Below are 12,117 nucleotides of genomic sequence, written 5' to 3'. Positions count from 1 at the left end.
AGCGGGAGTCCCAGTGCCGACGACGCGCTCACGGTCCCGGCCTTTCCGCTCAGTCCCCGCGCACCTCGAGGGCCACGGTGCGCGCCGCGTCCTCGAGGTCGATGTCCCGGGTGGCGCCGGTGCGGCGGTCCTTCAGCTCCAGCTTCCCGTCCTTGAATCCGCGTCCGATGACGAGGATGGTGGGCACGCCGAGCAGCTCGGCGTCGCCGAACTTGACCCCGGGCGAGACCTTGGGGCGGTCGTCGAACAGCACGGTGAGCCCCTGCTCCTCCAGCTCCTCGACGACCTGCTCGGCCCCGACGAGGATCTCCTCGCCCTTGCCGGCCACGACCACGTGCACGTCCGCGGGGGCGAGGTTCCGGGGCCAGATCAGGCCCTTCTCGTCGTGGTTGGCTTCGGCGATCGCGGCCAGCGCGCGGGTGACCCCGACGCCGTAGGAGCCCATGGTCACCGTGACGAGCTTGCCGTTCGAGTCCAGGACCTTCAGCCCCAGGGCCTCGGCGTACTTGCGGCCCAGCTGGAAGATGTGGCCCATCTCGATGCCGCGCGCGCTGGACAGCGGCCCGGAGCCGTCCGGGGCGGGGTCCCCTTCGCGGACCTCGCAGGCCTCCACGACGCCGTCGGGGGTGAAGTCCCGGCCGACCACGAGGTCGAAGACGTGCTGGCCGGGCAGGTTGGCCCCGGTGATCCACGCGGAGCCCTCCACGACCCGCGGGTCCACGAAGTACGGGATGCCGGTCTCGGAGTCCTCCCCGAGCACCGCGGCGTCGGGGGCCAGGCCCGGGCCGATGTAGCCCTTGACCAGCTGGGGGTAGGCGCGCAGCTGCTCGTCCCCGGCCTGCTCGACCTCCACCTCGCCGCCGACCCCCAGGGCCGAGACGAGGGAGACCTCCAGGCGCTTCATATCCACGGCGCGGTCCCCGGGCACGCCGACGGCGACCACCCGGCGCTGCCCGTCCGGCAGGGTCACCACGACCAGCAGGTTCTTCAGGGTGTCCGCGGCACTCCAGCTGCCCTCGGCCTTCGGGTGCAGGGCGTTGGCCTGGTCCACCAGCGTCTGGATGGTCGGGGAGTCCGGGGTGTGCTCCACGTGCGCGGCCGGGGTGCCGGAGGCATCCACCGGTTCGGGGGCCACGGTGGTCACGGCCTCCACGTTGGCCGCATAGCCGCCGGGCGAGCGCACGAAGGTGTCCTCCCCGATCTCGGTGGGGTGCAGGAACTCCTCGGAACGGGAGCCGCCCATCGGCCCGGACTGGGCGCGCACGATGACGATCTCCAGGCCCAGGCGCTCGAAGATCCGCTGGTAGGCGCGCCGGTGGGCGTCGTAGGCGGCGTCCAGGCCGGCGTCGTCGACGTCGAAGGAGTAGGAGTCCTTCATGATGAACTCGCGCCCGCGCAGCAGCCCGGCGCGCGGACGGGCCTCGTCGCGGTACTTGGTCTGGATCTGGTACAGCATGACCGGCAGGTCCTTGTACGAGGAGTACAGGTCCTTGACCAGGAGGGTGAACATCTCTTCGTGGGTGGGGGCCAGCAGGTAGTCCGCTCCCCTGCGGTCCTGCAGCCGGAACAGGTTCTCCCCGTACTCCTCCCAGCGCCCGGAGGCCTCGTAGGGCTCGCGGGGCAGCAGGGCCGGGAAGTGGACCTCCTGGGAGCCGATCGCGTCCATCTCCTCGCGCACCACGGCCTCGACCTTCGCCAGGACCTTCAGTCCCAGCGGCAGCCAGGAGTAGATGCCGGGGGCGGCGCGGCGGATGTAGCCGGCGCGCACGAGGAGGCGGTGGTTGGCCGCCTCGGCGTCGACGGGGTCTTCGCGCAGGGTGCGCAGGAACAGGGAGGAGAGACGCAGGGCCAAGGATGGTGTCCGTTTCTGGGCGGTCAGGGGTTCATCGGGCGTGTCCAGTCTACGGCGGGGCGCGGTGCGGCTCGGTGCGGGGCGGCCTCAGAGCAGGACGGTCGCGAAGGTCCCGATCCGCTCGAAGCCGACGGCGCGGTACAGCGCGCGGGCCGGGGCGTTGTAGCTGTTCACGTACAGACTGATCGTGTCATACCGCGCACCGATGAGGGAACAGGCCTGGCGCAGCAGCGGCTCGGACAGGCCACGCCCGCGCAGGCGCGGATCCAGCCACACCCCCTGCAGCTGGCAGACCCCCTCGTGGGCCAGGCCCACGTCGGTCTTGAACACCACCGCGCCGTCCTCGTCCAGGGCCAGGACCGTGCGCCGGTCCATGACCCCCTCGATCACGCGCTGGCGGTAGCCCTGGGGGTCCCGCTCCAGCGGGGAGTAGCCGACCTCCTCGGTGAACATGGCCACGGCCGCCGGGAAGAGGCGAGAGACGTCCTCCCCCTCGGCCCAGCACACCGGGGAGATCCCGGCGTCGTGCAGGCGGGCCCGGTCCCGCCGGGAGCGCAGGCCCCGCCGGTCCGGGTCGGTCGGGGCCAGGGCCAGCAGCGGCTGCTCCGGGCGCACGTCGAAGGCGCGCAGGCCCCCGTCCTCGCGCAGGGCCTCCCACAGCGGCAGGACGTCGGCGGCCGGGCCGAACAGCGAGGAGATCGGCCGGCGGGTCGCGCGCACCCATGCGGCGATGGCGGGGGCGTGCTCCGGGGCCAGGCGCAGCGGCACGAGGTTGGCCCCGAACCACACGGCGCCGAGCAGCCCGGTGCCGTCCTCGGCATCGAGCACGCCGAGGAACGGGGAGGCCGTGCGCATCCCGGCCAGGCGGGAGGGCCGGGGCAGGCCGGTGCGCTCCAGGTGCTCCGAGGCGAACAGGTGGGTCACCGGATCGGCGTCGAGGATCGCGTGCAGGCCCGGGGCGTCCTCGGTGGTCAGCGGACGCACGATGGGCCCGTCCAGTCGGTGGCGCAGTCTCCGGGCGGGCCCGGCCCCGGCGCGCAGGGCGCGGCGCAGTCCGCGGCTCACAGGGCCTTCACCGGGTCCAGCAGATCCGCGGCGATCAGCAGCACGGACATCCCGAGGAACGCCAGGACGACGACGTAGGTCAGCGGCATCAGCCGCAGCGGGTCGAAGGGACCGGGGTCCCGCTTCCCGCGCAGCCGGGCGAGGCCGCGGCGGATCCCCTCCCACAGCGCCCCGGCCACGTGCCCGCCGTCCAGGGGCAGCAGCGGGATGAGGTTGAAGGCGAACAGGCTGAGGTTCAGGGTGCCCAGCACGGAGATCAGGGAAGCGACCTTGGCCTTGTCGGTGATCTGCTGGGCGGAGGCGACCTCACCGGCCACCCGCCCCACGCCCACCACGGACATCGGGGAGTCCGCGGGACGGTCCTGCCCGGAGAACAGGGCCACGCCCACATCCCACACCCGCACCGGCAGCTTGACGATCACCCCGGCGATGCTGGCGAAGGTCTGCCCCACCACCCCGGGCACGTCCCGGATGCTGCCGGGCTGCAGGTCCTGCACCGGGCTGACCCCGATGAACCCGACCTCCCGGGTGCGCAGGGTGCCGTCCGGGTTGCGCTGCGGGACCCCGGCGGCGTCGGTCACGGGACGCTGGGTGGTGATCGGGGTGATGCTCAGCTGCACGCGCTGCCCGTCCCGCTCCACGACCACGGGCACGGTCTTCCCGCCGTCCTCGCGGATCAGGGCGCTGACCTGATCCCAGGAGGTCACCTCCCGCCCGCCGAAGGAGATCAGCCGGTCCCCCGCGCGGATGCCCGCGGCGTGGGCGGGGGCCTGCGGGTCCGCGTCGGTGCAGGTCTGGGCCCCGGAGTCCTCGGCCTGGCTGGTGCGCACCTGCTGCACGCAGGCGCTGACCGAGCCCACGGTGGTGGTGGGCGCGGCCGTGCCGAAGCCCACGACGACGATGCTCAGGCACACCAGGCCGATGAGCAGGTTCATGCACGGCCCGCCCAGCATGATGATGATGCGCTTGCCGATGGGCAGGCGGTGGAACTGCCGGTCCTCGTCCCCGGGCTGGCGCTTCTCGGCCTCGACGGCGCGGGCCTCGGCGGCCATCCGCCGCAGCATCCCGCGGGGCCCGGACGGCGTCTCGGCCTCGGCATCGGCTCTGGTGTCCGCACCGGCCGGCGGATACATCCCGATCATGGAGATGTATCCGCCCAGGGGGATGGCCTTGATGCCGTACTCGGTCTCGCCGCGGCGGCGGGAGAACAGGGTCTTGCCGAAGCCGATCATGTACTGCGTGACGCGCACGCCGAAGAGCTTGGCGGGCACCAGGTGCCCGATCTCGTGCAGGGCGATGGAGGCGGCGATGCCCAGCACCATCAGCACCACACCCAGGAGGAACAGCGGCCAGGAGTCGCTGAACAGCGTCGAAAGATCCATGGCTTCCCAGTCTAGGCGCGCGGACGGGGCCCGCCGCTCCCCGCCGCCGCGCTCGGCGGGCGGGAGAGCGACGGGCCCCGTCGCTTCCGGGTTGCGCCCCGTCAGGCGGGGCACTGCCTGATCAGCGGGCCTTGCGCCCGGTGATCAGGCCCCAGATGAACAGCACGACCAGCGTGCCGATGATCGCGAGGATCCAGGTGCCGATGGACCAGAAGCCGTTGCCGCCCAGGCCCACGGCCTGGCCGATGAAGCCGCCCACCAGGGCGCCCACGACGCCGAGCAGCATGGTGGCGAAGAAGCCGCCGCCCTGCTGACCGGGCATGATGGCCTTGGCGATGGCGCCGGCGGCCAGGCCGAGGACGATCCATCCGAGGAATCCGAGTCCCATTGCTGTCACTCTCCAGGTTCTTGCTCTCGGGCGGGCCCCGCGGGAGCGTGTTCGCTCCCGTGGTTCACAGGGAACCGCCGTCTTCCTCCGATCCTACCGGGGTCGCCCCGCCCGGACCCCGGATCCGCCGCCCCTGTGACCCATCGCTCACCTATCGGTCCCTGGCCCGCCTCAGTGCTCCACTGCCCCCCTCCGCGCCGATGCCGGTCAGGGAGCGGACCTCCATCTCCGCCTGTTTGACCGGGTCCTCCCGGGTGCGGGAGGTGACCGAGCCGAGCCAGCCGAGCAGGAATCCCGCGGGGATGGAGACCAGCCCCGGGTTGGCCAGCGGGAAGATCGCGAAGTCGGCCTCGGGCAGCATCGAGGTCTCGGAGCCGGAGATCACCGGGGAGACCAGGATGAGCCCGACGGCGAGGATCAGTCCCCCGTACATCGACCACACCGCCCCGCGAGTGGTGAAGCCCTTCCAGAACAGGGAGTAGAGGATGGTGGGCAGATTCGCCGAGGCCGCGACGGCGAAGGCCAGCGCCACCAGGAAGGCGACGTTCTGCCCCTGCGCCCCGATCCCACCGGCGATGGCCAGCAGACCGATGACCACGACGGTGGTCTTGGCCACCCGGATCTCCCGGCGCGGGTCCGCGTTCCCCTTGCAGATGACGTTGGTGTAGACGTCGTGGGCGAAGGAGGCCGAGGCCGTGATGGCCAGGCCCGCGACCACCGCGAGGATCGTGGCGAAGGCGACCGCCGCGATGATGCCCATCAGCAGGGAGCCGCCGAGCTCGAAGGCCAGCAGCGGCGCGGCCGAGTTCACCCCGCCGGGGGCCTCCTGGATGCGCTGCGCCCCGATTATCGCGGCCGCACCGTACCCCAGGACGAGGGTGAACAGGTAGAACAACCCGATCAGGGCGATGGCCCAGACCACCGAGCGGCGGGCCTCCTTGGCGGTGGGCACGGTGTAGAAGCGCATGAGCACGTGCGGCAGCCCGGCGGCCCCGAAGACCAGGGCGAGGGACAGGGAGAGGAAGTCCAGCTTGGTCAGCTCGGTCTTGCCGTACTTCTGGCCCGGATCCAGGATCCCGGAGCTTCCGGCGGTCTCCACGGCCCGGCCCAGCAGCTCGGAGAGGCTGAAGCCGTTCAGGGCGAGGATCCACACGGTCATCACGGCGACCCCGGCGATCAGCAGGCAGGCCTTGATGATCTGCACCCACGTGGTGCCCTTCATCCCGCCGATCAGCACGTAGGCGATCATCAGCACGCCCACCACCACGATCACCAGGGACTGCCCGGCGCTGGAGCTGATGCCCATGAGCAGGGAGACCAGGGCCCCGGCCCCGGCCATCTGGGCCAGCAGGTAGAACAGGGTCACCGCCAGGGTCGTGATGCACGCGGCCACGCGCACGGGCCGCTGGCGCAGGCGGAAGGAGAGCACGTCCGCCATCGTGAACTTCCCGGTGTTGCGCAGCGGCTCGGCCACCAGCAGCAGAGCCACCAGCCAGGCGACCAGGAAGCCGATGGAATACAGGAAGCCGTCGTAACCCTGCACGGCGATGGCCCCGACGATGCCCAGGAAGGAGGCGGCCGAGAGGTAGTCCCCGGCGATCGCCAGGCCGTTCTGGGTGCCGGAGAAGGAGCGTCCCCCGGCGTAGTAGTCCGCGGCGGTCTTGGTGTTCTTGGAGGCCCGCAGCACGACGACGAGGGTCACGGCGACGAAGGCGCCGAAGATCGCCATGTTGATCCACGGGGTGCCGACGGTCTGCGCGGTCGTCGCGCTCAGGACGGGGGTGACGCTCATGCTCGTCCTCCCGTGCCGGCCGGGGCGAAGTCCCCGTGCTCCATGCGTCCGCGCAGGTCCGCGGCCTGGGGGTCCAGGCGGCGCCCGGCGAAGGCGATGTACGCGCCGGTGATGGCGAAGGTGGAGACGAACTGCAGGATGCCCCAGACGATGCCGACCGTGATGTTGCCCCACAGCCGCTGGGACATGAACGCGGGAGCGTACATCGCCGTCAGGGCGTAGGCCAGGTACCAGACCAGGAAGAGCCCGGCCATCGGGAAGACGAAGCGCCGGTGGTCCCGGCGCAGCCGTCCGAAGGCCGGGGAGGCCTGGGCGGCGGGGAAGTCGATCGGGGGCTGTGGGGCGGGGCCCGATGCCGCGGCATCGCGCTCCGGTTTCTGGTCCGCGTACGGTGCGGGGTGGTGAGTGGGGCTCATGCCGTCCTCCTCGTTGAGAGACATGGCCCGAACTATACCCCGGATCACACGTGATCGTGACTCAGGGCACTTTCACTCCGGTTTCGGCTCCGCTCCGTTCGGGGATCAGCGGATGAGCTGGATCAGCTCCTGCACCCGCTCCAGGAAGGCGTCCACCTGGGCCTCGTCGTAGGCCCGGGTCCCGGTGCCCTCGCGGAAGGCCGCGGTGCGCACCGCCCCCGGGTGGGGGTGCTCGCTGACCCGCAGGTGCTCGGCCAGCTGCGCGCACAGGGCGTCCACATCCGCGGCGAGGTAGCCGATGTCGCGGCGTCGGGCCGGGCGACGGAAGCGGCGCCCGTCCGGGCGGTTCAGGCGGCCCATGATCAGATCCGCCAGGGGCTCGGCCCGCTGCCGCACCGCGTCCGGTCCGCGCACCGCATCCAGCCGGGCGCGCTCGGCCGCGGCCAGCTCGTCCTCGACCTCGTCCATCAGGGCGTCCACGGTCTCGGCGTCGTAGCCGCCATCCTGGGCGGGGAAGACGATCTCGCGGACCTCCGCGGAGCTCAGCTCCGGGTAGGACCCGCCCTCCCGCAGGGTCTCCAGGGATGCCTGCGCCCGGGCCAGGAAGTCCCGCACCCGCAGCACGTCGTAGCCCCGCGCGGAGGCCGGCACCCGGCGCAGCACCCCCAGCTCCCGCGAGCCGGAGACCACCCGGTCCTCGGGCTCCTGTTCGGGGCGCTGCTGCGAGGCGTGGGGGTCGGTGGTGGGGGTCATGGGTGGGCCTTTCGCTTCGTGGGGGACGGCGCGAGGATCGAGGAGCCGGCTCAGCTGAGAGCCGCGAACACGACGTAGCCGATGGCCACGGCGAACACGATGGAGTCCAGCCGGTCCATGACCCCGCCGTGCCCGGGCAGGATGTGGCTCATGTCCTTGATGCCGACCTCCCGCTTGACCATGGATTCGGAGAGGTCCCCCACGGTGGAGGCGATGACCAGCAGCACCGCCAGCACGGCACCGTGCCACCAGGGGTCGTGCAGCAGCAGGACCGCGCAGAGGATGCCCACGGCCACCGAGCCGACCATGGAGCCCGCGAAGCCCTCCCAGGTCTTCTTCGGGCTGATCCGCGGGGCCATGGGGTGCTTACCCCACAGGACGCCGGCCAGGTAGCCCCAGGTGTCGTTGCCGATCGCCATCACGACGATCGTGAACACCCGCGCCGGGCCGTCCTCCCCGCGGAACAGGACCACGGCCAGCGCCAGCATGAACGGCACCCAGGACATCGTGAACACGGCGGCCATGATGGAGGGCAGCATCCCCTCCCGGGGGCCGGCCATCCGCCACAGCACCACCACGATCACGGCCGCGAGCACCGAGTAGAGCAGCGCTTCTCCCCCGCCCAGATACGCGGCGACGGGGAACAGGGCCCCGGTCACGACCGCCGGGGCCAGCGGCACCTGCAGCCCCGGGCGCAGGTTCAGCGCCCGGGTGACCTCCCAGGTGCCGACCCCGGCTCCGGCCGCGGCGACCGCGACGATCACCGGCGGCACGAAGAACATGCCGATCACCACCAGCGCGCCGAGGACCACGCCGACGCCGATCGCGGCCGGCAGGTCGCGTCCGGCGCGCGGCGTGCGCTTCGGCGTCGGCTGGGTGGGGGTGGACGGCGGGGTGGGCTGGGCGGACATCAGACGGCGAGCAGCTCGGCTTCCTTGCGCTTGAGCAGCTCGTCGATCTGCTCGATGTGCTTCTTGGTCACGGCCTCGAGGTCCTTCTCCGCGCGGGTGCCCTCGTCCTCGCCGGCCTCGCCATCCTTGACGAGCTTCTCGATCTCGGTCTTGGCGTGGCGGCGGATGTTGCGCACGGACACGCGGGCCTCCTCGGCCTTGCCGGAGACCATCTTGACGTACTCGCGGCGGCGCTCCTCGGTCAGCTCCGGCATGACCACGCGGATCACGTTGCCGTCGTTGGCGGGGTTCGCGCCCAGGTCCGAGTTGCGCAGGGCCTTCTCGATCTCGTTCAGCGCGGACTTGTCGTACGGGGTGATCAGCAGGGTGCGGGCCTCGGGGTTCTGGAAGGAGGCCAGCTGCTGCAGCGGGGTGGGGGCGCCGTAGTAGTCCACCAGGAGGGAGGAGAACAGGGAGGGGTTGGCGCGGCCGGTGCGCACCGCCGCGAAGTCCTCCTTGGCGGCGTCCACGGCCTTGCCCATCTTGGTGCGGGCTTCGGTCAGGGAATCTTCGATCACGGGGGTCTCTCCTGGATTCGGGGGTGGGTGCGGGTGCTCCGGCCTCCAGCTTACCGGCCCGCCTCCGAACGGGCCGGGGCGGGTCGCGGCCGGACACAGGCCGGTGGGGTGTCAGGCGGTGACCAGGGTGCCGATCTGCTCGCCGAGGATCGCGCTGGCGACGTTGCCCTCCCCCTCCATGCCGAACACGCGCATCGTGACGTCGTTGTCCCGGCACAGGCTGAAGGCGGTCTGGTCCATCACGCGGATGTCCCGCTGCAGGGCCTCGTCGTAGGTCAGGTGGCGCAGGCGCTTCGCGTCCGGGTTGGTCTTGGGATCGGCGGTGTAGACCCCGTCCACCCCGTTCTTGGCCACCAGCACCTCGTCGGCGTGGACCTCCAGGGCGCGCTGGGCGGCCACGGTGTCCGTGGAGAAGTACGGCAGGCCGGCCCCGGCGCCGAAGATCACCACGCGGTCCTTCTCCAGGTGGCGGATGGCCCGGCGGGGGATGTAGTTCTCCGCGACCTGCGCCATCTGGATCGCGGACTGCACGCGGGTCTCCACCCCGGCCTGCTCCAGGAAGTCCTGCAGGGCCAGGGAATTCATCACGGTGCCGAGCATGCCCATGTAGTCCGCGCGGGAGCGGTCCATGCCGGCCACGGACAGCTCCGCACCGCGGAAGAAGTTGCCGCCGCCGACGACGATCGCGGTCTCCGCCTGGCCCACCGTGGAGGCGATCTGCTCGGCGATGCGCCGCACCACGCCGGTGTCGATGCCGACCCGGCCGCCGCCGAAGACCTCCCCGGACAGCTTGAGCAGGACGCGGCGGCGGGTGGGGGCGAGGCGGGGAGTCTCGTCGGGCATGGTCTTGTATCCTCCTGGCGCGCGGACGGCGCGGTGGTGGGTCCCGGGCGGCGCGGTGCGGCGGGGATGCCCGCGGCGGGCTCGCGGACCCCGGGGGCGGTCTGGTCCGGGCACCAGCATACGCAGTCCACGCGCGAGGAGCGCCCGCCGTGTGACGGCGGACGCTCCTCGATCAGACCCCGGGGCTATGCCCCGGGTGCGGTGTGCGCGGTGCGCGGGGAGGTCAGTTCCCGACGCGGAAGCGCACGAAGCCGGTGGCCTTGGCCCCGGCCTCCTCCAGGACCTGACGCACGGACTTCTTGGAGTCCTTGGCGAAGTCCTGGTCCAGCAGGGTGTTCTCCTTGAAGAAGCCCTTCAGGCGGCCCTCGACGATCTGCGGGATGATCCGCTCCGGCTTGCCCTCGGCCTTGGCGGTCTCCTCGGCGACGCGGCGCTCGTCGGCCACCTCGTTCTCCGGGATGGAGGTCTCGTCCAGGAACTTCGGGGACATCGCGGCGATGTGCACGGCGACGTCGTGGGCGATCTCCTCGACGTTCTCGCCCTCCACGGCCAGCAGCACGCCCACCTGGGCGGGCAGGTCCTTGGAGGTCTTGTGCAGGTACTGGGACACGTGCGCGCCCTTCAGGCGGGCCACGCGGCGCACGATGACCTTCTCGCCCAGCAGGGCGCCGGCTTCGGTGACCTGCTCCTCGACGGTCTTGCCGTTGGACTCGGCCTTCAGCAGGTCCTCGAGGTTGTCCACGTCGTTGGCGACGGCCGCCTCCAGCACGGAGTTGCCGAAGTCGATGAACGGGGCGGACTTGGCGACGAAGTCGGTCTCGGAGTTGACCTCGACGAGGTAGCCCACGCCGTCCTGGACGCGGGCGGCGACCAGGCCCTCGGCGGTGGCGCGGCCCTCGCGCTTGGTGACGCCCTTGAGGCCCTTGACGCGGATGATCTCCATCGCCTTCTGCTGGTCGCCGTCGGCCTCGTCCAGGGCCTTCTTGACGTCGAGCATCCCGGCGCCGGTGCGCTCGCGCAGGGCCTTGATGTCGGCTGCGGTGTAGTTCGCCATGTGTGCTCCTTCGTAAAGAGTCGTGTTCTGCGGCGTAGGTGTCGGTGGCGCACCGGGGGCCATCGGGCTCGGGCGGGGCCGGATTCCGACGGCGCCCCGATGCGGTCGGTCGGCACCCCGGTGGGGCGCCGTCCGGGTGCTACTGGCCGGAGACCTCGTGCTCGGCGGCCTCGGCCTCGGCGGCCTGCTCGTCCTTCTTGGCGGCCAGGGCCTCGGACTCGTCGACGATCGCGCCGGCCTCGGCCTGGGCCTCCATCTGCTGGTGCTGCTCCAGCAGCTCCTTCTCCCACTCGGCCATGGGCTCCTCGGCGGTCTCCTCGGAGCCGGACTTCTTGGAGTTGCGCTCCAGCAGGCCCGCGGCCACGGCGTCGGCGACGACGCGGGTCAGCAGGTTCACGGAGCGGATGGCGTCGTCGTTGCCCGGGATCGGGAAGGCGACCTCGTCCGGATCGCAGTTGGTGTCCAGGATGGCCACGACCGGGATGCCCAGCTTCTGGGCCTCGTCCACCGCGAGGTGCTCCTTGTTGGTGTCCACGACCCACAGCAGGGACGGGGCCTTGGTGAGGTTGCGGATGCCGCCGAGGGTCTTCTCGAGCTTCTCGAACTCGCGGCGCAGGAGCAGCAGCTCCTTCTTGGTGTACTGGGAGGCGGCGACGTCGTCGAAGTCCACCTGCTCCAGCTCCTTCATGCGCTCGATGCGCTTGGAGACGGTGGAGAAGTTGGTGAGCATGCCGCCGAGCCAGCGGTGGTTGACGTAGGGCATGTTCACGCGGGTGGCCTGCTCCGCGATGGTGGCCTGCGCCTGCTTCTTGGTGCCGACGAACAGGATGGTCCCGCCGTGGGCGACGGTGGCCTTGACGGCCTCGTAGGCGCGGTCGATGAACTCCAGGGACTGCTGGAGGTCGATGATGTAGATGCCGTTGCGCTCGGTGAAGATGTAGCGCTTCATCTTGGGGTTCCAGCGGCGGGTCTGGTGGCCGAAGTGGACACCGGAATCGAGCAGCTGGCGCATGGTCACGACGGGCATGTCGCTCTCCTTCATCACGACGCCGGCCGCGCACCGGCGCGGAGCGTCGCGTTCTCGTGGGTTTCGGTTTCTGTGCG

Annotated in this window: 12 protein-coding genes; all 12 read right to left on the bottom strand. The window is 71.4% G+C overall.

What is annotated here, in order from left to right:
- Positions 1-49: 49 nt before the first annotated feature.
- The 12 genes from AC0VXQ_RS03300 to rpsB all read right to left on the bottom strand — a co-directional run bounded on the left by AC0VXQ_RS03300 (position 50) and on the right by rpsB (position 12,040).
- Positions 50-1,852, bottom strand: a complete 1,803-nt coding sequence (locus AC0VXQ_RS03300; RefSeq protein ID WP_133566211.1) for a proline--tRNA ligase — start codon at positions 1,850-1,852, stop codon at positions 50-52.
- Positions 1,853-1,939: 87 nt separating this feature from the next.
- Positions 1,940-2,917: a GNAT family N-acetyltransferase gene (locus tag AC0VXQ_RS03295; RefSeq protein WP_475529131.1), complete on the bottom strand. Its 978-nt coding sequence runs from the start codon at positions 2,915-2,917 to the stop codon at positions 1,940-1,942.
- Positions 2,914-4,299 (bottom strand): M50 family metallopeptidase, encoded by a 1,386-nt coding sequence (locus AC0VXQ_RS03290; RefSeq protein ID WP_133566209.1) that lies wholly within the window; start codon positions 4,297-4,299, stop codon positions 2,914-2,916. Before AC0VXQ_RS03290 ends, AC0VXQ_RS03295 begins: the two co-directional genes overlap by 4 nt.
- A gap of 121 nt (positions 4,300-4,420) precedes the next feature.
- Positions 4,421-4,687 (bottom strand): GlsB/YeaQ/YmgE family stress response membrane protein, encoded by a 267-nt coding sequence (locus tag AC0VXQ_RS03285; protein ID WP_055684404.1) that lies wholly within the window; start codon positions 4,685-4,687, stop codon positions 4,421-4,423.
- A 151-nt stretch (positions 4,688-4,838) separates the two neighbouring features.
- Positions 4,839-6,479: a solute symporter family protein gene (locus AC0VXQ_RS03280; protein ID WP_133566208.1), complete on the bottom strand. Its 1,641-nt coding sequence runs from the start codon at positions 6,477-6,479 to the stop codon at positions 4,839-4,841.
- Positions 6,476-6,895, bottom strand: coding sequence for a DUF485 domain-containing protein (locus AC0VXQ_RS03275; RefSeq protein ID WP_081101501.1), 420 nt, complete (start codon positions 6,893-6,895; stop codon positions 6,476-6,478). Before AC0VXQ_RS03275 ends, AC0VXQ_RS03280 begins: the two co-directional genes overlap by 4 nt.
- 105 nt (positions 6,896-7,000) lie before the next feature.
- Positions 7,001-7,648 carry a DivIVA domain-containing protein gene (locus tag AC0VXQ_RS03270; RefSeq protein ID WP_055684403.1) on the bottom strand — a complete coding sequence of 216 codons (648 nt, stop codon included), beginning with the start codon at positions 7,646-7,648 and terminating at the stop codon, positions 7,001-7,003.
- 50 nt (positions 7,649-7,698) lie between these two features.
- Positions 7,699-8,559: a phosphatidate cytidylyltransferase gene (locus AC0VXQ_RS03265; RefSeq protein ID WP_061225249.1), complete on the bottom strand. Its 861-nt coding sequence runs from the start codon at positions 8,557-8,559 to the stop codon at positions 7,699-7,701.
- On the bottom strand, positions 8,559-9,116 hold the full coding sequence (frr, locus tag AC0VXQ_RS03260) for a ribosome recycling factor (protein ID WP_058731838.1): 558 nt from the start codon (positions 9,114-9,116) through the stop codon (positions 8,559-8,561). Before frr ends, AC0VXQ_RS03265 begins: the two co-directional genes overlap by 1 nt.
- A 111-nt stretch (positions 9,117-9,227) precedes the next feature.
- A complete protein-coding gene (gene pyrH / locus AC0VXQ_RS03255) occupies positions 9,228-9,959 on the bottom strand; it encodes a UMP kinase (RefSeq protein ID WP_055684400.1) in 732 nt (243 codons plus the stop codon).
- A 223-nt stretch (positions 9,960-10,182) separates the two neighbouring features.
- On the bottom strand, positions 10,183-11,013 hold the full coding sequence (gene tsf, locus AC0VXQ_RS03250; protein WP_058731225.1) for a translation elongation factor Ts: 831 nt from the start codon (positions 11,011-11,013) through the stop codon (positions 10,183-10,185).
- A 139-nt stretch (positions 11,014-11,152) separates the two neighbouring features.
- Positions 11,153-12,040, bottom strand: a complete 888-nt coding sequence (gene rpsB, locus AC0VXQ_RS03245; RefSeq protein ID WP_055684398.1) for a 30S ribosomal protein S2 — start codon at positions 12,038-12,040, stop codon at positions 11,153-11,155.
- Positions 12,041-12,117: the final 77 nt, after the last annotated feature.

The organism is Rothia sp. QJM3NY_36 (genome assembly GCF_056173115.1).
The sequence above is the reverse complement of the archived record's forward strand: the minus strand, read 5'-3'. Positions and strand labels throughout refer to the sequence as shown.